We start from the raw sequence: 23,540 nt of genomic DNA on the forward strand, positions 1-23,540 counted from the left end.
CTGTGGGAGCGGGCGAGCCCGCGAAGAGGCCAGCACAGGCTAACTATTACTTCAGGGCTGCAAAGGCCTTTTCAGCCGCATCCAGGGTGATCTGCAGTTCCTTGTCGCCATGAGCGATGGAAGTGAAGCCCGCCTCGAATGCGCTCGGTGCCAGGTACACGCCACCGTCCAGCATCAGGTGGAAGAAGCGCTTGAAGCGCTCGGCATCGCTGGCCATCACGTCTTCGAAGGTGACGATATCGTCGGCACCGCTGAAGTACAGGCCGAACATGGCGCCGGCCTGGGTGGTGACGAACGGTATGCCAGCTGCGTCGGCACGTTGCTGCAGGCCATCGAGCATGCGGCTGGTGTAGTCGGTCAGCTCGGCGTGGAAGCCTGGGCGGCTGATCAGCTTCAGGGTGGTCAGGCCGGCGGCCATGGCCAGCGGGTTGCCCGACAGGGTGCCGGCCTGGTAGACCGGGCCGAGCGGGGCGATGCAGCCCATGATCTCGCGCTTGCCGCCGAAGCAGCCGACCGGCATGCCGCCACCGACGATCTTGCCGAAGGTCGACAGGTCTGGCTTGATGCCGTAATGGCCCTGGGCGCCGCCCAGGGAAACGCGAAAGCCGGTCATCACTTCGTCGAAGATCAGCACCACGCCGTGCTTGTCGCACTGCTCGCGCAGGCCTTCAAGGAAGCCTGGCGCCGGCGGTACGCAGTTCATGTTGCCAGCCACCGGCTCGACGATGATGCAGGCCACGGTCTGGCCGACGTCGGCCAGGGTTTTCTCGACGGCGGCGATGTCGTTGAACGGCAGGGTCAGGGTGTGCTTGGCAAAGTCTGCCGGCACGCCGGCCGAGCTAGGCACGCCCTGGGTCAGCAGGCCGGACCCGGCTTTTACCAGCAGGCTGTCGGAGTGGCCGTGGTAGCAGCCTTCGAACTTGATGATGGCGTCACGGCCGGTGTAGCCACGGGCCAGGCGGATGGCGCTCATGGTGGCTTCGGTGCCCGAGCTGACCATGCGTACCATTTCCATGGACGGCACCAGCGAGCAGACCAGGTCGGCCATGTCGGTTTCCATGGCGGTCGGTGCGCCATAGGACAGGCCGTGTTCCAGCTGCTTGCGTACCGAATCCAGTACCTGCGGGTGGCCGTGGCCGAGGATCATCGGGCCCCAGGAGCCGACATAGTCGACGTAGCGCTTGTCGTCCTCGTCAACAACATAGGCGCCTTCGGCATGCTTGAAGAACAGCGGCGTGCCGCCAACGCTCTTGAACGCACGCACCGGCGAGTTGACGCCACCGGGGATGTGCTTCTGGGCTTTGGCGAACAGGTCTTCGGAACGGGACATGAAAGGCTCTCTCGAAATCAGGATGCGAACAAGGCGTTGAAGGCGCGGGCGCGGCGGGTGACTTCCTGCGCGCTGTCGGCACCGAACAGGCCGTGGATCACCGCCAGCAGGTCGGCGCCATGGGCGACCAGCGGGGCGGCGTTGTCGAGGGTGATGCCACCGATCACCGCGATCGGCAGTTTCACCTGGGCGCGTGCCTGCTCCAGCAGTTCGACGTTGGCAGCGGGCGCACCCGGCTTGGTGACGGAATTGAAGAAGCGGCCAAAGGCGACGTAGCTGGCGCCCTCGCTGGCGGCCTGGGCGGCCAGCTCGAGGCTGGCGTGGCAGGTGGAGCCGATGATCGCCTGGCGGCCAAGCAGGGCGCGGGCGGGTGTCAGCGGGCCGTCGGTCTGGCCCAGGTGCACGCCAACGCCCAGGCGTGCGGCCAGTTCGGCGTCGTCGTTGATGAGCAGCTGGGTGCCGTAGCGCTCGCAGAGCTTCATCAGCCCTTCGGCTTCGCGCAGGCGGCGCGCAGCGTCGTCGCTTTTGTCGCGATATTGCAGCAGGCGCACGCCGCCTTCCAGCGCCGCTTCGACATGGGACAGGAACCGGCCAGCGAGCAGCTGGCTGTCGGTGATGGCGTACAGACCGCGTAGCTTCATTGAAGGCCTCGCATCAGGAACAGAAGTCCAGGGGCAGGCGGCGCGGCACGAACTGGCCTTTGCCCAGCTGCTCGGCGTCACGCAGGGTGCGCCAGGTGTATTCCAGGGCGCTGCGCACGGCGCTTACCAGCTGCTCGCCAAGGGCAAGGCGGCCGGCCAGGGCGCTGGCCAGGGTGCAGCCCGAGCCGTGGTAGCTGCCCGGCAGGCGTTGGCAGGTCCAGGTGTGGCGCTGGCCGTCCTGGGTATACAGGCGGTTGTGGATTTCGTCTTCGTCGCCGTGACCGCCGGTGATCAGCAGGTGTCTACAGAACGGCAACAGTTTCTCGGCACACTCGTCGGCAGTGCCTTCGGGCAGTTCGGCGAGGATGCGCGCCTCGGGCAGGTTCGGCGTGGCGATGGTCGCCAGCGGCAACAGGCGTTCGCGCATGGCGTAGCCCACTTCGTCCTTGCCCAGGCGGCCACCGCCACCGGCACGCAGTACCGGGTCGCAGACCAGTGGCAGGTGCGGGTGGGCGGCCAGCAGTTCGGCGACGGTGTCGACCATTTCGATCGAGCCGAGCATGCCCAGCTTGACGGCGGCCACCGTGGAGTCGGTCAGCACGGCATTGGCCTGGGCCAGTACCCACTCGCGGTCGAGCACGCGGAAGTCGGAAACGTTGACGGTATCCTGCACGGTCAGGGCGGTCACGGCGGGCGCGGCGTGACAGCCTTGGGCGATCAGGGCTTCGATATCTGCCTGCAAGCCGGCGCCGCCACTTGGGTCGTGGCCGGAGAGACAGAGGACAACGGGGCGGGAGCTGTAGGTATTCATGGTCGGCGAGCTTACCACCAAACCTGTTTGGGCGGATCGTCCTACAAACGAGTTTTGCTGATCGATCGGTCAGCTTGTGGTTTGTTGGCCTTCTGAAAGCATTGATTTAGAGCCTTTTCTTTGGTTTTTGATATGGCCGATTGCCAGGTTGCGAAGCTATGCTAGAGTGCTCGGATAACTCGACAAACGGGTTCTGCTGGATCACGTCGTCTCAAACGGATGGGAGGCAAACGCGACGCGACCAGACAGGCCATGCTGGGGCTGTATGCGCTATTTGCTGATTGTGCTTCTGGGCTTGTTGCCCGTGCTGGCCGGAGCGGTCGATTTCGACGACGCTTCCCGGCATCTTCCGTTGGGCAAGGTCATGCAGGTTTATGAAGACCTCGACGGCAGTGCCAGCATCGCCCAGGTCAGCGCCCCTGGGTTCGCCAAACATTTCCGCCCTCACCATGAAGACGTGCTGAACGCCGGTTACTCCACCTCGGTGTTCTGGCTCAAGGTCGAACTGCGCCCGGTTGCACCGCCCGGTGCCGCGCCACGGCAATGGCTGCTGGAGCTGGCCTATCCGCCGCTGGACCACCTGGAGCTGTATTTGCCAGACAGCACGGGTGTGTACCGCCTGGCCCAGCGCACCGGCGATTCCTTGCCCTACGACAGCCGGCAGATCCGGCAGAACAACTACTTGTTCAATCTGCTGTTGCCCCCAGGCCAGGTGACCACCGCCTACCTGCGGCTGCATAGCCAGGGCTCGGTGCAGGCGCCGCTGGCGCTGTGGTCCCCCGAGGCCTATATGGAAGAGCAGCCAACGCGCCTGTATGTGTTGGGCATGATCTACGGCGTGTTGCTGGTGATGCTGGTGTACAACCTGTTCATCTACCTTAGCGTGCGCGATGTCAGCTACCTCTACTACATCCTCTATATCGCTTCGTTCGGCTTTTACCAGGTGTCGGTGAACGGTGCGGGTGTGGCCTACTTCTGGCCTGACAGCCCGTGGTGGGCAAATGCCTCGACGCCATTGTTCATTGGTGCGGCTGGCCTGTTTGGCTGCCAGTTTGCCCGCCACTTCCTGCAGCTGGGCAGCATCAGCCGTGGCTTTGACCGGCTTCTGCAGCTATTGATGCTGGGCGGCGCGGTGGTCATGGTGCTGGCGGTGTGCATGGCCTACGGCGTTGCCCTGCGCATGGCCACGCTGCTGGCGCTGCTGTTTACCGTGAGCATCTTTAGCGCCGGGCTGTTCGCCTGGTGGCGCGGTTTGCGTGTGGCGCGCTGGTTCATCATCGCCTGGACGGCCTTCCTGCTTGGCGGGCTGGTCAACACGCTGATGGTGCTGGGCTACCTGCCGAACGTGTTCATCACCATGTATGCCAGCCAGCTGGGTTCAGCGCTGGAGGTAGCGTTGCTTTCGCTGGCGCTGGCCGACCGTATCAACAGCCTGCGCGAGCAGCAGGCGCAGGCGTTGCGGGAGACGGGGCGCACGCTGGAGCAGTTGAACCTGCAACTGGCCAGGAGCAACCGGCTGAAGGACGAGTTCCTGGCCAGTGTGACCCACGAGCTGCGCACGCCGATGAATGGGGTGATCGGGTCGCTGGAGCTGATGCATACGCTGCCGATGGAAGGCGAGATGGCCCAGTATCACCGTACGGCGGTGGGGTCGGCGCAGGGCATGATGGACATGGTTGATGCGATCCTGACCCTGTCCGAGCTGCAAGCGGGGCGCCTGAGAGCGCAGCCTGCGCCGTTCAGCCTGCGCACGCTGTTGCAGAGCCTGCGTGCGGGTTATGCCGGGCAGGCTTTGGGCAAAGGCTTGTACCTGAGCCTGGATATACCGGCTGATCTGCCCGACGCGCTGGTGGGTGATGCGCAGAAGCTGGCGCGTTGCCTGGGCTGCCTGGTGGACAACGGGCTCAAATTCACCCACCAGGGCGGGGTGATGATCCAGGTGCGCGGGCGCCGGGTAGGGCCGGACGACCTGGCATTGACCTTTACGGTGAGTGACAGCGGGATCGGCTTTGATGACCTGGAGCAGTCGACCTTGTACCAGCGGTTCTTCCAGGTGGATGGCTCGATGACCCGGCGTTATGGCGGGTTGGGGATCGGGTTGTCGATTTGCCGGCAGATGGGCGAGTTGCTGGGGGCGCGGTTGGCGCATGAGTCGACGCGGGGGCTGGGGAGCCGGTTTGAATTGAATTTGAACATGGCGGTTTCGCAGGTGCAGATACCGGTGAGTAGCCTGCAGACGCGGCGGTCGCTTTGAGGGCGTGGATTGGGGTAGGGCTGGAAGGTGTTCGCCGATAGGTTTTTAGCGCTTATGAGATCGAGCGCCGCCCGCGCGGCGCATCGCGACGCAAGGCCGCTCCCACATCTGTTTCGGGCCAGTCTTGCCTGTGCCATTGGCGCGCGCCCCCCTTGTCTGTCCTATTCGATATCGAAGGTGTCGCTGCTGCTTTCCTGCAATTCCCAGCCATGCATCCAGGGTACGAGTGCGGAGGAAGCAGGAGTAACTGGCCCGAAACAGATGTGGGAGCGGCCTTGCGTCGCGATGCGCCGCGCGGGCGGCGCTCGATCTCATAGGCGCTGAATGTGTTGTGGCGAACACCTTTCAGCCCTGATGCTTACTCAAGACATGCACCTATCACCCCTCACACCACCTCAACCGATGCCCCCACCACCACACCTTTAGTCACGAATGCCCCTTTGACTCCCCCGCAAGCAGTGCTTCACTGGGTCTCTCAAGCCTACCCGGATCCAGGAGCCCCCGATGAACCTGCACCAGTACGCTGAAACCCACGAAGTCACCAACCAGCCACCGCCTCTCGACGGCGCCAACCTCTACCGCCTCGACCTGCCATTGCAAGAGTGGTCCCGGCGCTTTGGCGCAGGCTGGGCCGAGTCGCGGATCGACGCCTACGGCGCCCTGGCTGGTGGCCCGTTGATGCAGGCGGGCTTCCTGGCCAACGTGCACAAACCCGAATTCAGCAGCCACGACCGCTACGGCCATCGTATCGACCTGGTCGAGTTCCACCCCGCTTACCACGAACTGATGCGCACCGCCGTCGAGCACGGCCTGCCGTCGCTGCCATGGGCCGAACCCCGCGCCGGCGCCCATGTGGCGCGGGCTTCGATGACCTACCTGCACAGCCAGGCTGAAGCCGGTACCGGCTGCCCGCTGACCATGACCTTCGCCGCCGTGCCAGCCCTGCGCCTGCAACCCGAGCTGGCTGAATACTGGCTGCCGAAGATCCTTGCCTGCGAGTACGACCCGCGCAATGTCGGCGACCGGCACAAGGCCGGGGTCACCCTGGGCATGGCCATGACCGAAAAGCAGGGCGGCACCGATGTGCGCGCCAACACCACCCGGGCCTACCCGGTCGGTGCGCCGGGCCCGGGCCAGGCTTACGAGCTGGTCGGCCACAAATGGTTCTGCTCGGCGCCCATGTGCGACGCCTTCCTGACGCTGGCGCAAACCGAAAAGGGCCTGAGCTGCTTCCTGCTGCCGCGCCATCGCCCGGACGACAACCGCAACCAGTTCTATATCCAGCGGCTGAAGAACAAGCTCGGCAACAGCTCCAACGCCTCCAGCGAGGTGGAATTCCGTGGCGCGCTGGCATGGATGATCGGAGAAGAAGGGCGCGGTGTGCCGACCATCATCGAGATGGTGGCCATGACCCGCTTCGACTGCATGGTCGGCTCCAGCGCCCTGATGCGCCAGGCACTGACCCAGGCTGCTCACCACTGCGCGCACCGCAAGGTCGGTGGCCGGGTGCTGAACGAACAGCCGCTGATGCAGAACGTGCTGGCTGATCTGGCGCTGGAAAGCGAAGCTGCATTGGCCTTGAGCCTACGCATGGGCCAGGCACTGGAGCAGCTCGACGACCCGCAGCAGGCGCATTTCGCCCGGCTGGTCACGGCAGTGGGCAAGTACTGGATCTGCAAACGGGCGCCGGCCATGATCAACGAGGCGGCCGAATGCCTGGGCGGCGCAGGTTATGTGGAAGACAGCATTCTGCCGCGGCTGTACCGCGAAGCACCGGTCAATTCAACCTGGGAAGGCTCGGGTAATGTGCAGTGCCTGGATGTGCTGCGAGCCTTGTCCAAGGAGCCCGGGGTGCTGGATGCGTTGTTTGCCGAACTGGGCGATGGCCACGGTGACCCGCGCCTGGCGGCGCATATCGGCAACCTCAAGGGGGCGTTTGCTGATACCGGGGACATGCAGTACCGGGCGCGGCAGTTGACCGAGGATATTGCCTTGGCCTTGCAGGCCAAGCTGTTGCTGGAGGCGGGGAATGCGCTGGTCAGTGATGCATTCATCGGCAGCCGGTTGGCGGGCGGTGGCCGGGTTTACGGTGCTCTGCCGCGTGGTATCGATGTGCAGGCCCTGGTGGCAAGGGCGACGCCAGCACGGGGTCTGTAGGAGCGGCCTTGTGTCGCGAGCGGGCTGCGAAGCAGCCCCAGGGTATCAATACAGATGCACAAATTGCTGGGGCTGCTTCGCAGCCCTATCGCGACACAAGGCCGCTCCTACAGGGATCCGCGCTGGCCTGCTGATCAACACCGATCAATGGGGATGTATTTAGCCCAGAAGGCAGGCAAGATGGTTCACATGCATGTCCAGACAGGAAGCACAGTGTGAGCCACGCTTTTGTAGTCGTTGATACCCCCGAACAGGCCGTCGACCGTCTGGCGGCCCTGCATGATCAGGCCACCGGGGCCCTTAGCCAGGCCCTCAAGCGTTACCTGAAGGACCGTACCGAGCCAGATGCCGACGAGCGCGACCTGTTCCGCTACCCGGCACTGCGCCTGACCTACTACAGCCACGGTGAAGTCGCCGCCACCACGCGGGCCTACGCCAAGGTCCAGGTGGCTGGCACCTACAGCGTCACCGTCACCCAGCCTGCCGCGTTCCGCAGCTACCTGCTGGAACAGCTGCGCCCCCTGATGCACGACTACACCGTTACGGTAGAGGTCGGCGTCAGCGAGCAGAACATTCCTTATCCGTACGTGGTCGACCAGGGCGACGAACTGGCCGGCAGCGGCATCACCGCCGCGCAACTGGCGCGGGTGTTCCCCAGCACCGACCTGTCGGCTGCCACCGACAATATCGCCGATGGCCTGTACGACTGGGACCGTGCGGAAATCCTGCCATTGGCGCTGTTCGATGCCGCGCGCGTCGACTTCTCGCTGCGTCGCCTGGTGCACTACACCGGCAGCGACTGGCGCCATGTGCAGCCGTGGATCCTGCTGACCAACTACCACCGCTATGTCGACCAGTTCATCAGCCATGGCCTTGAGCAACTGCGTGACGACCCGCGCTTTGTGCGCATGGTGCTGCCGGGCAACGTGGTGATTGAAAAGGGCATGGACCATGGGGAGACCCAGGCTTTGGTAGCCAGTGTGATCTGGCACCGCTACCAGATGCCGGCCTACCACCTGATCGCGGCCGATGGCGATGGCATCACCTTGGTCAACATCGGTGTCGGCCCGTCCAACGCCAAGAACATCACCGACCACCTGGCCGTGTTGCGCCCACACTGCTGGCTGATGATCGGCCACTGCGGCGGCCTGCGGCAGTCGCAAACCATCGGCGATTATGTGCTGGCGCACGCCTACATGCGCCGTGACGGTATTCTGGACCGGGTGGTACCGCCCAACATCCCGATTCCGGCCCTGGCCGAAGTGCAGTTAGCGTTGCAGGAAGCCGCAGCCCAGGTTACCGGTGAGCGTGGCGAGCAGTTGAAGAAGCGCCTGCGCACGGGCACCGTGCTGACTTACGACGACCGTAACTGGGAGTTGCGCTGGGCGCAGGAACGCCCGCTGATCAACCTGTCGCGTGCGGTGGCGGTGGACATGGAAAGCGGCACCATTGCCGCCCAGGGTTATCGTCTGCGCGTGCCTTACGGCACCTTGCTGTGTGTGTCCGACAAGCCGCTGCACAGCGAGATCAAGCTGCCGGGTTCGGCCAACGCCTTCTACAACCGGGCAGTCAGCCAGCACCTGAAGATCGGCATTGCTGCCCTCGACCTGCTGCGCACCGAGCTCAACTCGCTGCACTCGCGTAAACTGCGCAGCTTCGATGAGCCGCCGTTCCGCTGAGGATCCATGTCACTGCCACCCCGTAACAAGCCGCGCCGCCCCCAGGCGCGGCCTGCCGCCGGCCCACGTCGCCAGCCCAAGGCGCCACCGGCCGAGCCGCGCCTGATCCTGTTCAACAAACCGTTCGACGTGCTGACGCAGTTCAGCGACGGCGAGGGGCGGGCGACGCTCAAGGATTTCATCGACATCCCGGGCGTGTACCCGGCGGGGCGGCTGGATCGTGACAGCGAAGGGCTTTTGCTGCTGACCAACGATGGCGGGTTGCAGGCGCGCATTGCCGACCCGAAGCACAAGTTGCCCAAGACCTACTGGGTGCAGGTGGAAGGCGAACCGAGCGACGAGCAGATCCAGCGCTTGCGCGATGGCGTGGAGCTGAACGACGGGCCGACCTTGCCGGCAGAGGCACGGCGGCTGGATGAGCCTGAGCTGTGGCCGCGCAACCCGCCGGTTAGGTTTCGCAAGAGTGTGCCGACCTGTTGGCTGGAGTTGGTGATCCGCGAGGGGCGTAACCGCCAGGTGCGGCGGATGACGGCGGCGGTCGGGTTGCCGACCTTGCGCCTGGTGCGGGTGCGGATTGGGGATTGGGCGCTGGATGGGCTGGAGCAGGGGTGCTGGCGGGAAGTTCCGGCGAAGTTGCAGCGCTAGAGGGGGCCGCTTTGCGGCCCATCGCGACACAAGGCCGCTCCTACAGGACAGCGCAAGCCCAGGCCTTGTGCGATCCCTTGTAGGAGCGGCCTTGTGTCGCGAAAGGAGCGCAAAGCGCTCCCGGCTTTCTCAATGACCTACACCCCTTCGAGAAACCCTACCACCACGCTCTTGATGATAAAGGCCAGCACCCCCAGCCCCAGCACGAAGAACAGGATCAACGTACCAAACTTCCCGGCCTTGGACTTTTTCGCCAGGTCCCAGACGATGAAGCCCATGAAACCGATCAACACGGTGACCAGGATGATCATCATCCACTCTTCGAATACGGCGGGATCCATCGGTGTTCTCCAGGCAGGCTGAGCAGCCGATTATACGCCGGCTGCCGTGGGCATTTAACGCAGGTGGGTCAATGGCATCTCGGTACTGGCCAGCACCTGGTTGAGCACGAAGCTCGAGCGCACGCTGGTGACGCCTTCGATACGGGTCAGGCTGCCTAGCAGCAGTTTCTGGTAGTGGTCCATGTCGGGTACCACCACTTTAAGCTGGTAATCGGCATCCATGCCGGTGACCAGGCTGCATTCAAGCACCTGCGGCAGGTTGCGGATGGCCGCCTCGAAGGTTTCGAAGCGTTCCGGGGTGTGGCGGTCCATGCCGATCAGCACGTAGGCGGTCAGGCTCAGGCCCAGCTTCTTGCGGTCGAGCAGGGCGACCTGGCGCGAGATATAGCCGTCGTCTTCCAGTTGCTTGACCCGACGTGAGCATGGCGATGGCGACAGGCCGATGCGTTCGGCCAGTTCCTGGTTGGAAATGCGCGCATCGCGCTGCAATTCGGCGAGGATGCTCAGGTCGTAGCGGTCAAGTTTGCTCATGGAAGTTGGCCTTTTCTGTTCGTGTTGCTGCGAATTATCAATCCAGGGTGAAAAATTGCGCAAGTGCTATTTATTCGAGCAATCTTCGCAATCCTGTGCTGCAACCTGTCCGGTATCTTTATCAACAGAATCACTGCCCGGACATCAGTCCACGGCGACGCGCTCTAGGCGGGCGGTCGCGGCCAGCCATCCAACAGGATCTGCAGGCCCCCGGGCTACACACCCTCCAGAAGACGGTGTGAGGTGAGCCGGCGCCACAAGTGCCGAGCACGGACGACAATTCCTGAAGGGAGGCCCTGTGGCCTCCCTTTTTTCTGTCTGGAAATTTAATTGGCCTGTGTGGCGGGCGCGGTAGACTGGTTGCGGGTGCAGTTTTTTCTACCGAGAGGAATACCATGAAGTCGCGCATCTGGCAGTTGGCAGGTGTTGGTTTGCTGGGTTTGAGCATCAGCCTGGGGGCGTTGGCCGAAGGGCCGGGTGACGGGCACGGTGAACACGGTCAGCAGGTGCAAGGTGAAGGCGGGCCGGGCCGCACGCTCAACTCGCGCGACGAAGTGCGCCAGAACCAGGCGCCACGCCAGGGGTATTACCAGGACATTCCTCGACGCCACGGTGATGACCGCTGGCAGGGGCGCCCGGATGGCCATGGCAATGGCTGGGGGCCTGGGCCGCAGTATCGTCCGGGGCATACGGTGGACCATTTCCCTGACCGCTACTGGAAAGTGCCCTACCGTGGCGCGGATTACTTCTACTCCGGTGGCTACTGGTATCGCCCGCACGGTGGCAGCTACATCGTGGTGACCCCGCCTTACGGCGTGCGGGTCAGTTACTTGCCGTCCTACGCGCAGGAGGTCTGGTTGGGCGGTGCATTGTTCTTCCTGGTGGCCGATACCTATTACCAGTACCTGGCGGACAGCCAGGAGTATGTGGTGGTCAACCCGCCCGTTGCGGCGCCGGCTCCGGCACCGGTGGCACCCTCGAACGGTGGCTATGACGTGGTGGCGTACCCGATGAATGGCCAGGGACAGGAACAGCAGGAGCAGGACCGTTACCAGTGCCACCGCTGGGCGGTGAGCCAGTCGGGCTTCGACCCGGCGACGGCGACCTATGCGCCTCCGGCCAATGTGCTCAGCCTTTACCAGCGGGCGCTGGGCGCCTGCTTCAGTGGAAGAGGCTACAGCATCAACTAAAGCAGAATGCTCCCCTGTAGGAGCGGCCTTGTGTCGCGAAAGGGCCGCAAAGCGGCCCCCGGGTTCAGCGTCAAGCAGATATTGCCGGGGCTGTTGCGCAGCCCTTTCGCGACACAAGGCCGCTCCTACAACGGTCTTGTGAGCCTGAACAATATCTACACCGGGTCGGCGTGCACCATCACATCCGCCTGTGGATAACGCTGGCGGATCACCTCTGATGCCTGAACGCACAACCCATGCGCGTCATGCAGCGGCAACTGCCCCGGCAGCTCCAGGTGCAACTGCACGAACCACTGATTGCCCGACACCCGCGTACGCAGGTCATGCACGCCTTTCACACCGGGAATGGCCAGCACCAGCGCGGCCATGCCTTCGCCGACATCGCTCGGCAATTCCTTGTCCATCAGGATCGCCGTACTTTCGCGGGCAATCTGCAAGGCGCTCCAGAGGATGTAGAAGGCGATGCCCAGGCCGAACAGCGCATCCAGCTGCGGCCAGCCAAAACGTGCCAGCAACAGGGCCAGCAGAATGCTGCTGTTCAGCAGCAGGTCCGAGCGGTAATGCAGGGAGTCGGCCCGCACGGCGGTGGAGCCGGTCAGGCGAATGACCTTGCGCTGCAGTGCCAGCAGGGCAAGGGTCAGCCCTAGTGACAGCAGCATCACGGCAATGCCGATACCGGTATCGCCCAAGGGTTGTGGCGTGTGCAGGCGTTCGGCTGCCTGCACACCAATCAGCACCGCACTGACGGCGATGAACAGCGCCTGCGCCATGCCGGCCAGCGCCTCGGCCTTGCCATGGCCAAAACGGTGGTCGTCGTCGGCCGGGCGCAAGGCGTAGTGCACGGCGAGCAGGTTGAGAAACGAGGCAACAGCATCCAAGGCCGAGTCAGTCAACCCGGCCAGCAGGCTGACCGAGCCGCTCAGCCACCAGGCCAGCGCCTTGCTCAACACCAGGATACTGGCCACTGCCAGTGAGGCGCGGGTGGCCAGGCGCAGCAGGCGCTGGTGTTCGGCTGGGGTGATCATCCTTGGTCAACGTCCGTGCGGGGTTCAGGCGGCCGGTACCAGGCCCAGGCTGGCCAGCTGTTCGATGCTGCCGCGGTGCTGGATCAGCCGCGGGTCGTTCAGCGGCAGGCGCTGGCCCAGTTCGCTTTCGATGATGGCCTGCAACTTCAGGTTGTCGACCTTGCCGTCAGCGCTTACGGCTTCTTGCAGTTTTGCCGGGTCTACCTGGGCGGTTCGGCCGCCTGGGTAATAGATGGCACCCGTGGCAAAGTCGATGCCGAAGGCGATCAGCCCCGGGATCACGTAGAACAGGATGCCGATGGCATCCATGGCAGCGACCACAGGGTCGATCTTGCCGCCGATCTGGCCGCGACGGTCTGGGTAGAAGATCGTGCCGCAGGCCGTCAGCTGGGTCAGCAGGGTGACAATCAGGGCGCCGCCGATGACGCGGGATGGGATGCGCATGTAAATCTCCGAGAGGGTGTTCAGCAGGGCAGGCGAAGCGCCTGCACCTGAAGCTTAAGACCATGATAGAGCAGGCTGGGTTCGCCGTTATACTCGCGAGATTGTTCGAGGACCACCATGATTTCATTACCGATCGATGCCGTCTTGCCCGCCTTGCGCCAAGCCTTGGAAAAACGTGACGAAGCCGTGCTCGAAGCACCGCCCGGCGCCGGCAAGACCACCCGCGTGCCATTGGCGTTGCTGAACGAGCCGTGGCTGGCCGGGCAAACCATTCTCATGCTGGAGCCCCGGCGCCTGGCGGCGCGTGCGGCTGCCGAAAGGCTGGCCAGCGAACTGGGCGAGCAGGTGGGCCAGACCGTGGGTTACCGCATACGCCTGGACAGCAAGGTCGGGCCGAACACCCGCGTCGAAGTGGTAACCGAAGGTATCCTCACCCGCCGCCTGCAGGCCGACCCGGCGCTGGAAGGTGTGGGCTTGCTGATCTTCGACGAGTTTCATGAGCGCAGCCTGGATGCCGACCTGGCCCTGGCGTTGAGCCTGAACGGCCGCGAGTTGCTGCGTGACGACCCGCCGCTGAAGATTCTGCTGATGTCCGCCACCCTGGAAGGCGAGCGCCTGTCGCGGTTGCTAAACGATGCCCCGGTGGTCAGCAGTGAGGGCCGCATGCATCCAGTGGATATCTGCTGGGGCCGGCCTTTCCAGCCGGGCGAGTTCATCGAGCCACGGGTAGTGGACAGTGTGCTGCACGCGCTGGCCGAGCAAACCGGCAGTGTGCTGGTGTTCCTGCCGGGCCAGGCCGAGATCCGCCGGGTGCACCAGAGCTTGCAGGAGGCACTGGGCGAGCGCCCCGGGATACTGTTGTGCCCGCTGCACGGCGAACTCGACCTCAATGCCCAGCGCGCCGCCATCGACCCGGCGCCCAAGGGCCTGCGCAAGGTGGTGCTGGCGACCAACATCGCCGAGACCAGTCTGACCATCGACGGCGTGCGTGTGGTGATCGACGCAGGCCTGGCCCGGGTGCCGCGTTTCGACCCCGGCAGTGGCATGACCCGCCTGGACACTCAGCGTATCTCTCGTGCCAGTGCCACCCAGCGTGCAGGCCGCGCCGGCCGGCTGGAGCCGGGCGCGTGTTACCGCCTGTGGTCCGAGGCCCAGCATGACCAGCTGGCGGCCCATGGCAGTGCCGAGATCTTGCAGGCCGACCTGGCTGGGCTGGCCCTGCAACTGGCGCGCTGGGGCGTTGCACCTGACCAGTTGCGCTGGCTCGATCAACCGCCCAGTGCGGCGTTCTCCCAGGCCCAGGACCTGCTGGCGCGGCTCGGGGCATTCAAACCGGGCAGCCGCGACAACCTCAGCGACCACGGCCAGGCCATGGCAGAACTGCCGGCTCACCCACGTATCGCCCATTTGTTGCTGCGTGGTCAGTACCTGGGGTTGGCCACCATGGCCTGTGATGTGGCGGCGTTGCTGGGGGAGCGGGATATCCAGCGCGGCGGCGGTGCCGACCTGCACAGCCGGCTGGCCCTGGTCAGTGGCGAGAGCAAGGCCAGCCGTGGCGGCCAGGGTGGTGTGCAGCGTGCCCGGCAGCTGGCGCGACAGTACCGTGGCCTGTTGCGCGGCAAGGCCGGGGCCGCCGTTGCCGACCCGAATCATCCACGTTGGCTTGGCGCCCTGCTGGCGCTGGCCTACCCCGACCGGGTCGCGCAGCAGCGGCGTGAAGGGGGCGCCGAGTATCGCCTGGCCAATGGCCGTGCAGCCTTGTTCGGCGAGGTCGATGCGTTGATGAAATACCCATGGCTGGTGATCGCCGACCTGGGCAGCCGCCAAGGCCAGCGTGAAGAACGTATCTACCTGGCGGCAGAATTCGACCCGGCGTTGCTTGATGACGTGCTGGCCGAACAGGTCGAGCGGGTTGACTTGCTGGATTGGGACGAGCGCGAGCAGGTGCTGCGTGCCGAGCGCCAGACCAAGGTCGGTGAGCTGATACTCAGCCGCGAACCGTTGACCGGCCTGAGCGACGAAGCGCGTGCCAAGGCGCTGCTTGGCCTGGTACGGCGCAAAGGCCTGAACCTGCTGACCTGGACCCCGGAGCTGCGCCAGTGGCAGGCGCGGGTGGCCCTGCTACGCCAACTGGACATGGACAGGGACGGGCAAAGCGAGTGGCCCGACCTGGGTGACGAAACGCTGCTGGCCAGCCTGGAAACATGGTTGCAGCCCTATCTAGGCAAGGTTTCTCGCCTTAGCCACTTCGCCGCACTGGACCTACCGTCGTTACTGCGCAACCTGTTGCCCTGGCCTTTGCCGCAACGCCTGGAAGAACAGGCCCCCGCTCACCTGGCGGTGCCCTCCGGCTCGAACATTCGCCTGGACTACAGCGAAAACCCACCGATTCTCGCCGTGCGCCTGCAAGAGTTGTTCGGCCTTGCCGACACCCCGCGCATCGCCAATGGCCGGCAGCAGGTCAAATTGCACCTGCTGTCACCGGCACGCAGGCCGGTGCAGGTGACCCAGGACTTGGCCAACTTCTGGCGCACCACCTATGCCGAGGTTAAGAAGGACCTCAAGGGCCGCTATCCGAAGCATTACTGGCCGGACGACCCGCTGGTGGCCGAGGCCACGGCGCGGGCCAAGCCGCGGGGTACCTGATCAGGTCGGGCCTGGGCATCACGCCCCGGCTTCGCCCTCCAGCAGCATGAACAGGCGGTACAGCACCACAGTGCTGAACAGTTGCAGGAAGCCGCTGAGGCTGTCCATGGCCAGCTCCATGCCAGGTGATGGCTCGGGGAAGGCCATCAGCAGCAGCCCGTCGATCAGCCAGATCGGTGCCAGCACCGCCACCACGCAGATCATGATGCGCATGAAGTGCCCGGTGGTCATGCTGGCACTTTCGCGCATCGCCTGCACCACCGGCCGGCCGCGCAGTACCAGCAGGTACTCGGCGAACACCAGGTTGATCATGATCCACACGCCCGGGAAGATGAACAGCGCAAGGCCGGCCATGATCAGCAGCGAGCTGATGAGAATCAGCAAGGCCAGCTGCGGCCATAGCTGCACGGCGCGGGCGAACAGGTCGCGCTTGCCGATGTCCTGGCCATTGCTGCGGGTGTGCAGGTAAAGGATCAATGCGGCGCTGTACAGCGGGTAGAACAGCAGGCTCACCAGCATGCCGTAGGCTGGCGACGCCTGGTCGCCCATCTGCCGGTAAAGCAGCTGGGTGAGCAAGGCCTCCAGCACCACCAGCGGCAGGCACAGCTGGAGGATGTTCGGCAGGTGGCGGCGGAAGAAGTACAGGGAGTCGCGCAGAACGCTCAGCGGATTCATCAGTCAACATCGCATGGCAGTAAAACAGGGGCGTAACTTTAGCCCAAAGCAGGCCCGGGGCTGTCACTTGCTGAAAAAAGTTTCACGGCGCCAGTGATTGAATCCCGTGCCGCTACACCCCATCTTTGACGCTGTCCGTTGTCCCGCTACCCCACGAGGTCGCCCCATGAACACTGAAGAACAAACCCTGATCGACGGCCTGTTCGGCCGCATCAAGCAAGCTGAAGATCCGAGCCAGCCGCGTGACGCGCAGGCGCAGGCGTGCATCGAGCAGCACCTGCGTCAGCAACCGGCAGCGCCTTACTACATGGCCCAGGCCATCCTGGTGCAGGAGGCCGCAATCAAGCGCCTCGACGAGCAGAACAAGCAGCTGGAAGCCGAATTGCAGCAGGCTCGGGCCCAGGCTCAGGCCGCACAAGCTGGCAACAGTGCGCCGAGTAATGGTGGCGGTGGCTTCCTGTCGAGCATTTTTGGTTCGGGTGGGCGCAGTTCGGCTCCAGCCGCACAGCCGCAGCGTCCTGCTGCAGCCCCGGTGGCCTCGGGTGGTGGCTGGCGTGAACCATCGGCCCCGGGCTTCTCCCAGCCACAAGCACAGGCGCAACAGCCCGGTTTTGGCGCCGCGCCGGCACGTGGCGGTGCCAGCAGCTTCCTCGGTGGTGCCATGCAGACTGCGGCAGGTGTGGCCGGTGGCGTGTTGCTGGCGCAGGGCATCAGCAGCCTGTTCAACCACAATTCGCAGCCCGAAGAAGTGGTCGAGGTGATCAAGGAAGAGCCGATGCCAGCCAGTGACAGCGGCGGCTGGAACGACCAGGGCGGGCAGCAGCAAGTGGCTGACAACGGTGGTTGGGGCAATGACCAGGGCGGTTATGCCGACACCGATTACGGCAGCGACGATGGCGGGTTCTTCTCGGACGACGACTCGTACGTCTGACAGGTCTGGCATACTGCTGGCATTTTTGGGGGCGCTGTGCGCCCCTTTCGCGACACAAGGCCGCTCCTACACGGGTACGCAATTCCCTGTAGGAGCGGCCTTGTGTCGCGAAAGGGCTGCAGCGCAGCCCTCAGCATTCCAGGCCAGACATGAGGTTCCAAGGTGAAAAAGATCGCGCTGTTCGCCGATGTGCAGAACCTCTACTACACCGTGCGCCAGGCCCATGGCTGCCATTTCAACTACACCGCATTGTGGGCCGACGTCAGCCGTGAGGGCCAGATCGTCGAAGCCGTGGCCTATGCCATCGACCGTGGCGACAGCAAGCAACAGCAGTTCCAGCAGATCTTGCGCAACCTCGGTTTCGATGTGCGCCTCAAACCTTTCATCCAGCGCAGCGACGGCTCGGCCAAAGGTGACTGGGATGTGGGTATCACCCTGGATGTGATCGATGCAGCCAGCCGGGTCGACCAGGTGGTGCTGGCCTCTGGTGATGGCGACTTCGACCTGCTGCTGGAGCGGGTGATCCAGCGCCACGGTACCGAGGCCGTGGTGTATGGGGTGCCTGGGCTTACCGCCTTGTCACTGATCCGTGCAGCCACCCGTTATGTGCCCATCGAGGGTAAGCTGTTGCTCAAACATTGAGGCCCTTTCATGGAACGTATTGCTGTCATCGACTTTGAAACCACCGGTATTACCCCCAGTGCAGGCTGCCGCGCCACCGAAGTGGCGGTTGTGATGCTGGAGGACGGGCGCATCGTCGAGCGCTACCAGAGCCTGATGAACGCCGGTGTGCCAGTACCGGCCTTCGTTGCCGGGTTGACGGGCATCACCACCACCATGCTGCGCAGCGCGCCGCCGGTGGACAAGGTAATGAACGAAGTGGCCGAATTTGTCGGCGACACCCCGCTACTGGCACACAACGCGGCTTTCGACCAGAAGTTCTGGGACTACGAACTGGGCCGCATCGGCCGTAGCCGCAGGCAGTCTTTCGCCTGCTCCCTGCTGCTGTCGCGGCGCCTGTTGCCGATGGCGCCAAACCACAAGCTGGGCACACTGACCCGTTGGGCCGGCCTGCCGGACACCGGCACCGCGCACCGGGCCATGGCCGATGCCGAGATGGCTGCCAACTTGCTGCAACACCTGGCCGGCGAACTGCGTCAGGCCCATGGTATTCAGCAACTTTCGCACGACTTCCTGTGCCGCTTGCAGAAAGTGCCCGCCGCGAAGATCCGCGAAACCCTGGCCAAATACCGTTAGGGCTCACCACCGCCGAAACCGGCGCACCAAAAGTGTGCCGCTCATTTCGAGCCATTTTGTAACTGATGTTTACCCAGGCAGGCTATTAAACTGAATCACCCGTAAACGGATTTCGAGTTTCCCATGCCTGCCGCCCGTCGCTTCCCGTTGTTGCTCATTGGTGCTTTCCTGGCCTTGTACCTGGTCTGGGGGTCTACCTACCTGTTCATTCGTATCGGGGTGGAGAGCTGGCCGCCAATGCTCATGGCCGGGGTGCGCTTTCTGATTGCTGGTGGCCTGCTGTACGGTTTCTTGCGCTGGCGCGGTGTGCCGGCGCCTACCTGGCCGCAGTGGCGAGCGGCAGGGGCGATCGGTTTTCTGCTGTTGAGTTGTGGCAACGGCGGCGTGACGGTGGCCGAGCATGCTGGCGTGGCATCGGGCGTGGCAGCGCTGGCGGTGGCCACAGTGCCACTGTTCACCTTGCTGTTCGGCTTGTTGTTCGGGCACCGCAATTCGAAGCTGGAATGGGCGGGGATTGCCCTGGGGTTGGTGGGGATCGGCCTGCTGAACCTGGGCTCCAACCTGCAGGCAAGCCCGGTTGGCGCGGCGCTGATCATTTTTGCTGCAGCGTCGTGGGCGTTTGGCTCGGTGTGGAGCAAATCCTTGCCGCTGCCTCAAGGGCCGATGGCGAGTGCTGCAGAAATGCTGGTGGGCGGTGCGGTGCTGTTGCTGGGCAGCGTGCTGTCGGGCGAGCGCATGACCCAGATGCCGACCGCAGCCGGCTGGGGGGCGTTGGCCTACCTGGTGTTCTTCGGCTCGATCCTGGCGTTCAGTGCCTACATGTACCTGCTCAAGCATGTGCGCCCGGCCGCCGCCACCAGCTATGCCTACGTCAACCCGGCGGTGGCGGTGTTGCTGGGCATTGTCTTTGCCGGCGAACAGATTGGTGCCGAAGAGTGCGTGGCCATGGCGGTGATTATCGGCGCGGTGGTGCTGATTGGCCTGCCGCAGTGGCGCAAGGCCCCCGAGCCTGCGCAGCCGTTGAAAGGCGAAATCTGCAAGTAGGTCGGGGCGATGCGGTAAACTTGCCGCCTTCGCTGAACCCCCTTACGGTATTGCCATGAATTTCGCCAAACTCGGCCTGATCGAACCGCTGCTGCGCACCCTGCAGCAGCTGGACTACACCACTCCGACCCCGGTGCAGGCCAAGGCCATCCCTGCCGTGCTGGCCGGCCGCGACCTGATGGCCGCAGCCCAGACCGGCACCGGCAAGACCGCAGGCTTTGCCCTGCCTGTACTGCAGCGCCTGGCGCTGGAAGGCGAGAAGGTGGCCAGCAACTCGATCCGCGCGTTGGTGCTGGTGCCTACCCGCGAGCTGGCCGAGCAGGTGCACAACAATGTGCGCGAGTACGCCGAGAACCTGCCGCTGAGCACTTACGCCGTTTACGGTGGGGTCAGCATCAACCCGCAGATGATGCGCCTGCGCCGTGGCGTCGACCTGCTGGTGGCCACCCCGGGCCGTTTGCTCGACCTGTTCCGGCAGAACGCGGTGAAGTTCAACCAGGTGCAAACGCTGGTGCTCGATGAAGCCGACCGCATGCTCGACCTGGGCTTTGCCGAAGAACTGCAATCGGTTTACGCCGCGCTGCCACGCAAGCGCCAGACATTGTTGTTTTCCGCCACGTTCTCTGACCAGATCCGCATGTTGGCAGGGCTGGCGCTGAATGACCCGCTCAGCATCGAAGTGAGCCCACGCAATGCCACGGCCGCCAGCGTCAAGCAGTGGCTGGTGCCTGTGGACAAGAAGCGCAAGGTCGACCTGTTCTGCCACCTGCTGCGCAAGCAGCGCTGGAAGCAGGTGCTGGTGTTCGCCAAGACCCGCAACGGCGTCGACCAGTTGGTAGAGCGCTTGCTGGCCGAAGGTGTCAATGCCGATGGCATTCACGGTGACCGCCCGCAGGCCACCCGCCAGCGTGCGCTGGACAGCTTCAAGGCCCGCGAGATCCAGGTGCTGGTGGCGACCGATGTGGCGGCCCGTGGCCTGGACATCGATGACCTCCCGTTGGTGGTCAACCTGGACCTGCCGATTGTTGCCGAGGATTACGTGCACCGCATTGGCCGTACTGGCCGGGCGGGCAACAAGGGCGAGGCGATTTCGCTGGTGTGTGCGGACGAAGTGCAAATGCTGTCGGCCATTGAAGTGCTGACCCGGCAGACCTTGCCGCGCCATGAAGAGCCAGACTTCATCCCGGAACACAGGGTGCCGATGACCGATGCCAGTGGCCAGGTGATCAAGAAGCCGAAGAAGCCCAAGAAGCCGAAAGAGAACAGCGCCAAGCGCGGGTTGGGGCGCTGGATGGACAGTAGTGGTGAGGCAGAGCCGGCGGTGAAGGCCGTGCGCAAGGTGCCTAGTTTCAATGGTGGGCCGCGTAAGCGTAAGCCTTGAGATTTTTGGGGCCGCTTTGCGGCCCATCGCGACACAAGGCCGCTCCTACAGGTACAGCGCAAGCCTTAGCCATTGTGCAACTCCTGTAGGAGCGGCCTTGTGTCGCGATGGGCTGCAAAGCAGCCCCGGCAATCTGTCAGGAAACCCGCTTGACCCAATCCGCCGCCGCCCGCCCGGCGCGCAGCCCACTGGCAAAACACGCCGTCAGCAAATACCCCCCGGTCGGCGCCTCCCAGTCCAGCATCTCGCCGGCACAGAACACCCCCGGCATGCCCTTGACCATCAACCCCTCATCCAGCCCCTCGAAACGCACCCCGCCAGCACTGCTGATCGCTTCATCCAGCGGCCGTGTGCGCACCAGCGTGATCGGCAACGCCTTGATCGCCCGGGCCAGGGCCTGTGGGTCGGCAAAGGTCGCCTGATCGGTCAGCTCCCGCAGCAGTGCCGCCTTGACTCCATCAATACCTAGCTGGCTGTGCAAGTGCTTGGCCATCGAGCGTGACCCCCGCGGCTTGGCCAGTGCCAGGGCAATCTTGTCCACAGGCTTGTCCGGCAGCAGATCGAGCAGTAGCACCCCTCGGCCACTGCGGTTGATGGCCTCGCGCAGCGGCGCTGACCAGGCATACACGAGGCTGCCTTCCACGCCTTGAGCGGTGAGAATGAACTCGCCCTTGCGCGGTGCGCTGCCAGGCACGCTGAGGGCAATGTTCTTCAGTGGCGCACCGGCGAACTTCTCCTTCAACAATGCGCTCCAACCGGCCACTTCGAAGCCGCAGTTGCTTGGCTGTAAAGGCGAGATATCCACAGCCCGTTCAGCCAGCAGCGGTTGCCAGTTGCCGTCGGAGCCCAATCGCGCCCAGCTACCACCGCCCAGTGCAAGCACCACAACCGCAGCCTTCACGGCAAGCTCGCCCTGTGGATAAGCAATGCGCAAGGCACCGTCGGCATTCCAGCCCAGCCAGCGGTGGCGGGTGTGGATAACTACCCCGGCTTCGCGCAGGCGCTTGAGCCAGGCGCGCAGCAGTGGCGCGGCTTTCATGTCGGTGGGAAACACCCGCCCCGAGGTGCCGACAAAGGTTTCGATGCCCAGGCCGTGAATCCACTGGCGCAAGGCTTCGGCGTCGAAGTCACGCAGCAGCGCATCGATTTCGCCCTGGCGCTGTGCATAGCGTGAAACGAACGCCGGGTACGGCTCGGAGTGGGTGATGTTCATGCCGCCAACGCCCGCCAGCAGGAACTTGCGCCCCACCGAAGGCATGGCATCGAACACCTCGACCGCAAGGCCCGCCTGGGCCAGCGCTTCAGCAGCCATCAGGCCGGCAGGGCCCCCACCGATCACGATGGCGAGGGGAGAGGAGGCGGGGTTCAGATCGGGCATGGTGGGCAGCAGGCTGTGGAAAAGAGGCGCATTCTAGCGCAGGGCCGCCTAAGGAAGCACTGGTCAAAAAACAATCAGTTCTCTGCAGGCCTTGCCAACAAAGGGCTACAGCGCCTTTCCCGCAGGTTATCCACAAGCGGTTCCACAGTCATTGTGAACAACCGATGACCCGTGCCGCGCTGTGGTGAAGGATGCCATGGCGCCTGGCCAACGCTTGGCGGTCCTTGCTGTAGCCGCCGCCGATCACGCCTACCACCGGAATGTCGCGCCCCACGCAATGGCGCAGCACCGCTTCGTCACGGGCGGCAACACCCGCGTCGGTCAGTTGCAGGTAACCCAGGGCATCGTCCTTGTGCACATCGACGCCGGCGTCGTACAGCACCAGGTCGGGTTGGTAGAGGGGCAACAGGTAGTTGAGGGCATCGTCCACCACCTTCAGGTAGGCCGCGTCGCCCATGCCGCGCGGCAGGGGGATGTCCCAGTCACTCTGCGCCTTGCGCGCCGGGAAGTTCTGTTCGCAATGCAGCGACACGGTGATGGCTTCGGGCGTGTCGTGCAGGATGCGCGCGGTGCCGTCGCCCTGGTGCACATCGCAGTCGAAGATCAGCACCTGGTGCACCCGGCCAGCCTCCAGCAGGTAGCGGCTGATCACGGCCAGGTCGTTGAAGATGCAGAACCCGGCAGGCTGGTCGTAGTGGGCGTGGTGTGTACCGCCAGCGAGGTGGCAGGCGATGCCCTGTTGCAATGCCATCTCGGCGGTGAGCAGCGAACCACCCACTGCCCGCACCGTGCGCCGGGCCAGGGCTTCGCTCCAGGGGAGGCCGAGCCGGCGCTGGTCCTCGCGGGACAGGTCGCCGTTCATGTAGCGCTCGATATAGCCGCGGTCGTGGGCCAGGGCGAGGATGTCGTTGGGGCAGATGTCCGGGCGCAGCAGCGCCTGGTCGGTGGTCAGCCCGCTGTCGACCAGGTGGTCGTGCAGCAGGCGGAACTTGTCCATCGGGAAGCGGTGCTCGGCGGGGAAGTCCGGGCTGTAGTCTTCGTGGTAGATCAGCGGCAACGGCATGGAATGTTCGCAATCAGGGCCAGTGCTGATCTTGCCAGTTCCGGGGCTGCTGGTGCCATGGCGAATGCGATCCCTGTAGGAGCGGCCTTGCGTCGCGATGGGCCGCACAGCGGCCCC

The 23,540-nt window shown here is 64.4% G+C and carries 21 protein-coding genes; 11 read left to right on the forward strand and 10 right to left on the reverse strand.

What is annotated here, in order from left to right:
- Positions 1–46: 46 nt before the first annotated feature.
- The 3 genes from hemL to ACQKPZ_RS16830 are packed head-to-tail and all read right to left on the reverse strand — an operon-like array spanning position 47 to position 2,782.
- The gene (hemL, locus tag ACQKPZ_RS16820) at positions 47–1,330 is read right to left on the reverse strand and encodes a glutamate-1-semialdehyde 2,1-aminomutase (RefSeq protein ID WP_427540142.1); all 1,284 of its coding nucleotides are present in this window, start codon (positions 1,328–1,330) and stop codon (positions 47–49) included.
- 17 nt (positions 1,331–1,347) lie between these two features.
- Positions 1,348–1,971 carry a thiamine phosphate synthase gene (gene thiE / locus ACQKPZ_RS16825; RefSeq protein WP_391129231.1) on the reverse strand — a complete coding sequence of 208 codons (624 nt, stop codon included), beginning with the start codon at positions 1,969–1,971 and terminating at the stop codon, positions 1,348–1,350.
- 13 nt (positions 1,972–1,984) lie between these two features.
- The gene (locus ACQKPZ_RS16830) at positions 1,985–2,782 is read right to left on the reverse strand and encodes a hydroxymethylpyrimidine/phosphomethylpyrimidine kinase (protein ID WP_427540144.1); all 798 of its coding nucleotides are present in this window, start codon (positions 2,780–2,782) and stop codon (positions 1,985–1,987) included.
- 265 nt (positions 2,783–3,047) lie between these two features.
- Here ACQKPZ_RS16830 and ACQKPZ_RS16835 point away from each other — a divergent pair, with 265 nt between their 5' ends.
- The 4 genes from ACQKPZ_RS16835 (at position 3,048) to ACQKPZ_RS16850 (ending at position 9,517) form a co-directional block, all read left to right on the forward strand.
- Positions 3,048–5,036 carry a sensor histidine kinase gene (locus ACQKPZ_RS16835; protein ID WP_427540147.1) on the forward strand — a complete coding sequence of 663 codons (1,989 nt, stop codon included), beginning with the start codon at positions 3,048–3,050 and terminating at the stop codon, positions 5,034–5,036.
- Positions 5,037–5,540: 504 nt separating this feature from the next.
- Positions 5,541–7,193, forward strand: a complete 1,653-nt coding sequence (locus ACQKPZ_RS16840; protein WP_427540149.1) for an acyl-CoA dehydrogenase family protein — start codon at positions 5,541–5,543, stop codon at positions 7,191–7,193.
- Positions 7,194–7,408: 215 nt separating this feature from the next.
- Positions 7,409–8,872 (forward strand): AMP nucleosidase, encoded by a 1,464-nt coding sequence (gene amn / locus ACQKPZ_RS16845; protein WP_403199643.1) that lies wholly within the window; start codon positions 7,409–7,411, stop codon positions 8,870–8,872.
- Positions 8,873–8,878: 6 nt separating this feature from the next.
- Complete coding sequence (locus ACQKPZ_RS16850; protein ID WP_427540151.1) at positions 8,879–9,517, forward strand: pseudouridine synthase; 639 nt, start codon at positions 8,879–8,881, stop codon at positions 9,515–9,517.
- Between the two features lie 137 nt (positions 9,518–9,654).
- On the opposite strand, the gene ACQKPZ_RS16855 is transcribed toward ACQKPZ_RS16850, so the two are convergent.
- Together ACQKPZ_RS16855 and ACQKPZ_RS16860 are read right to left on the reverse strand one after the other, a co-directional pair.
- Positions 9,655–9,858: a DUF2788 domain-containing protein gene (locus ACQKPZ_RS16855; protein WP_003249787.1), complete on the reverse strand. Its 204-nt coding sequence runs from the start codon at positions 9,856–9,858 to the stop codon at positions 9,655–9,657.
- A gap of 54 nt (positions 9,859–9,912) precedes the next feature.
- Positions 9,913–10,389 carry an Lrp/AsnC family transcriptional regulator gene (locus ACQKPZ_RS16860; RefSeq protein ID WP_016712159.1) on the reverse strand — a complete coding sequence of 159 codons (477 nt, stop codon included), beginning with the start codon at positions 10,387–10,389 and terminating at the stop codon, positions 9,913–9,915.
- 395 nt (positions 10,390–10,784) lie between these two features.
- Here ACQKPZ_RS16860 and ACQKPZ_RS16865 point away from each other — a divergent pair, with 395 nt between their 5' ends.
- Complete coding sequence (locus ACQKPZ_RS16865) at positions 10,785–11,579, forward strand: DUF6515 family protein (RefSeq protein WP_427540154.1); 795 nt, start codon at positions 10,785–10,787, stop codon at positions 11,577–11,579.
- A 155-nt stretch (positions 11,580–11,734) separates the two neighbouring features.
- On the opposite strand, the gene ACQKPZ_RS16870 is transcribed toward ACQKPZ_RS16865, so the two are convergent.
- Together ACQKPZ_RS16870 and ACQKPZ_RS16875 are read right to left on the reverse strand one after the other, a co-directional pair.
- Positions 11,735–12,604: a cation diffusion facilitator family transporter gene (locus ACQKPZ_RS16870; protein WP_427540157.1), complete on the reverse strand. Its 870-nt coding sequence runs from the start codon at positions 12,602–12,604 to the stop codon at positions 11,735–11,737.
- Positions 12,605–12,628: 24 nt separating this feature from the next.
- Positions 12,629–13,048 (reverse strand): polyribonucleotide nucleotidyltransferase, encoded by a 420-nt coding sequence (locus tag ACQKPZ_RS16875; protein WP_391135373.1) that lies wholly within the window; start codon positions 13,046–13,048, stop codon positions 12,629–12,631.
- 117 nt (positions 13,049–13,165) lie between these two features.
- On the opposite strand from ACQKPZ_RS16875, the gene hrpB reads away from it, so the two are divergent.
- Positions 13,166–15,694, forward strand: a complete 2,529-nt coding sequence (gene hrpB, locus ACQKPZ_RS16880) for an ATP-dependent helicase HrpB (RefSeq protein WP_427540160.1) — start codon at positions 13,166–13,168, stop codon at positions 15,692–15,694.
- 18 nt (positions 15,695–15,712) lie between these two features.
- Here hrpB and ACQKPZ_RS16885 read toward each other — a convergent pair whose 3' ends face one another.
- Entirely contained in the window at positions 15,713–16,369 is a 657-nt protein-coding gene (locus tag ACQKPZ_RS16885) for a YciC family protein (protein ID WP_427540163.1), read from the reverse strand.
- Between the two features lie 166 nt (positions 16,370–16,535).
- On the opposite strand from ACQKPZ_RS16885, the gene ACQKPZ_RS16890 reads away from it, so the two are divergent.
- The 5 genes from ACQKPZ_RS16890 to ACQKPZ_RS16910 all read left to right on the forward strand — a co-directional run bounded on the left by ACQKPZ_RS16890 (position 16,536) and on the right by ACQKPZ_RS16910 (position 20,982).
- Positions 16,536–17,300 carry a DUF2076 domain-containing protein gene (locus tag ACQKPZ_RS16890; protein WP_427540166.1) on the forward strand — a complete coding sequence of 255 codons (765 nt, stop codon included), beginning with the start codon at positions 16,536–16,538 and terminating at the stop codon, positions 17,298–17,300.
- A gap of 162 nt (positions 17,301–17,462) precedes the next feature.
- Entirely contained in the window at positions 17,463–17,942 is a 480-nt protein-coding gene (locus ACQKPZ_RS16895; RefSeq protein ID WP_016489324.1) for an NYN domain-containing protein, read from the forward strand.
- A gap of 9 nt (positions 17,943–17,951) precedes the next feature.
- Positions 17,952–18,557: a 3'-5' exonuclease gene (locus ACQKPZ_RS16900; protein ID WP_427540169.1), complete on the forward strand. Its 606-nt coding sequence runs from the start codon at positions 17,952–17,954 to the stop codon at positions 18,555–18,557.
- A gap of 123 nt (positions 18,558–18,680) precedes the next feature.
- Positions 18,681–19,601, forward strand: coding sequence for a drug/metabolite exporter YedA (gene yedA / locus ACQKPZ_RS16905; RefSeq protein ID WP_427540172.1), 921 nt, complete (start codon positions 18,681–18,683; stop codon positions 19,599–19,601).
- 55 nt (positions 19,602–19,656) lie between these two features.
- Positions 19,657–20,982 carry a DEAD/DEAH box helicase gene (locus ACQKPZ_RS16910; RefSeq protein WP_391135352.1) on the forward strand — a complete coding sequence of 442 codons (1,326 nt, stop codon included), beginning with the start codon at positions 19,657–19,659 and terminating at the stop codon, positions 20,980–20,982.
- Positions 20,983–21,118: 136 nt separating this feature from the next.
- Here ACQKPZ_RS16910 and ACQKPZ_RS16915 read toward each other — a convergent pair whose 3' ends face one another.
- Together ACQKPZ_RS16915 and ACQKPZ_RS16920 are read right to left on the reverse strand one after the other, a co-directional pair.
- Positions 21,119–22,360: a TIGR03862 family flavoprotein gene (locus ACQKPZ_RS16915; protein ID WP_427540175.1), complete on the reverse strand. Its 1,242-nt coding sequence runs from the start codon at positions 22,358–22,360 to the stop codon at positions 21,119–21,121.
- 148 nt (positions 22,361–22,508) lie between these two features.
- The gene (locus ACQKPZ_RS16920) at positions 22,509–23,423 is read right to left on the reverse strand and encodes a histone deacetylase family protein (RefSeq protein WP_427540178.1); all 915 of its coding nucleotides are present in this window, start codon (positions 23,421–23,423) and stop codon (positions 22,509–22,511) included.
- Positions 23,424–23,540: the final 117 nt, after the last annotated feature.

Origin of the sequence: Pseudomonas sp. NPDC089547 (genome assembly GCF_050280665.1) — a bacterium.
Lineage (GTDB): Bacteria > Pseudomonadota > Gammaproteobacteria > Pseudomonadales > Pseudomonadaceae > Aquipseudomonas.

What these genes read in the sequence shown, in the direction of transcription:
- hemL (WP_427540142.1), bottom strand. Translation starts at nt 1,330, where the DNA reads ATGTCCCGTTCCGAAGACCTGTTCGCCAAAGCCCAGAAGCACATCCCC.
- thiE (WP_391129231.1), bottom strand. Translation starts at nt 1,971, where the DNA reads ATGAAGCTACGCGGTCTGTACGCCATCACCGACAGCCAGCTGCTCGCT.
- ACQKPZ_RS16830 (WP_427540144.1), bottom strand. Translation starts at nt 2,782, where the DNA reads ATGAATACCTACAGCTCCCGCCCCGTTGTCCTCTGTCTCTCCGGCCAC.
- ACQKPZ_RS16835 (WP_427540147.1), top strand. Translation starts at nt 3,048, where the DNA reads ATGCGCTATTTGCTGATTGTGCTTCTGGGCTTGTTGCCCGTGCTGGCC.
- ACQKPZ_RS16840 (WP_427540149.1), top strand. Translation starts at nt 5,541, where the DNA reads ATGAACCTGCACCAGTACGCTGAAACCCACGAAGTCACCAACCAGCCA.
- ACQKPZ_RS16850 (WP_427540151.1), top strand. Translation starts at nt 8,879, where the DNA reads ATGTCACTGCCACCCCGTAACAAGCCGCGCCGCCCCCAGGCGCGGCCT.
- ACQKPZ_RS16855 (WP_003249787.1), bottom strand. Translation starts at nt 9,858, where the DNA reads ATGGATCCCGCCGTATTCGAAGAGTGGATGATGATCATCCTGGTCACC.
- ACQKPZ_RS16860 (WP_016712159.1), bottom strand. Translation starts at nt 10,389, where the DNA reads ATGAGCAAACTTGACCGCTACGACCTGAGCATCCTCGCCGAATTGCAG.
- ACQKPZ_RS16865 (WP_427540154.1), top strand. Translation starts at nt 10,785, where the DNA reads ATGAAGTCGCGCATCTGGCAGTTGGCAGGTGTTGGTTTGCTGGGTTTG.
- ACQKPZ_RS16870 (WP_427540157.1), bottom strand. Translation starts at nt 12,604, where the DNA reads ATGATCACCCCAGCCGAACACCAGCGCCTGCTGCGCCTGGCCACCCGC.
- ACQKPZ_RS16875 (WP_391135373.1), bottom strand. Translation starts at nt 13,048, where the DNA reads ATGCGCATCCCATCCCGCGTCATCGGCGGCGCCCTGATTGTCACCCTG.
- hrpB (WP_427540160.1), top strand. Translation starts at nt 13,166, where the DNA reads ATGATTTCATTACCGATCGATGCCGTCTTGCCCGCCTTGCGCCAAGCC.
- ACQKPZ_RS16885 (WP_427540163.1), bottom strand. Translation starts at nt 16,369, where the DNA reads ATGAATCCGCTGAGCGTTCTGCGCGACTCCCTGTACTTCTTCCGCCGC.
- ACQKPZ_RS16890 (WP_427540166.1), top strand. Translation starts at nt 16,536, where the DNA reads ATGAACACTGAAGAACAAACCCTGATCGACGGCCTGTTCGGCCGCATC.
- ACQKPZ_RS16900 (WP_427540169.1), top strand. Translation starts at nt 17,952, where the DNA reads ATGGAACGTATTGCTGTCATCGACTTTGAAACCACCGGTATTACCCCC.
- yedA (WP_427540172.1), top strand. Translation starts at nt 18,681, where the DNA reads ATGCCTGCCGCCCGTCGCTTCCCGTTGTTGCTCATTGGTGCTTTCCTG.
- ACQKPZ_RS16910 (WP_391135352.1), top strand. Translation starts at nt 19,657, where the DNA reads ATGAATTTCGCCAAACTCGGCCTGATCGAACCGCTGCTGCGCACCCTG.
- ACQKPZ_RS16915 (WP_427540175.1), bottom strand. Translation starts at nt 22,360, where the DNA reads ATGCCCGATCTGAACCCCGCCTCCTCTCCCCTCGCCATCGTGATCGGT.
- ACQKPZ_RS16920 (WP_427540178.1), bottom strand. Translation starts at nt 23,423, where the DNA reads ATGCCGTTGCCGCTGATCTACCACGAAGACTACAGCCCGGACTTCCCC.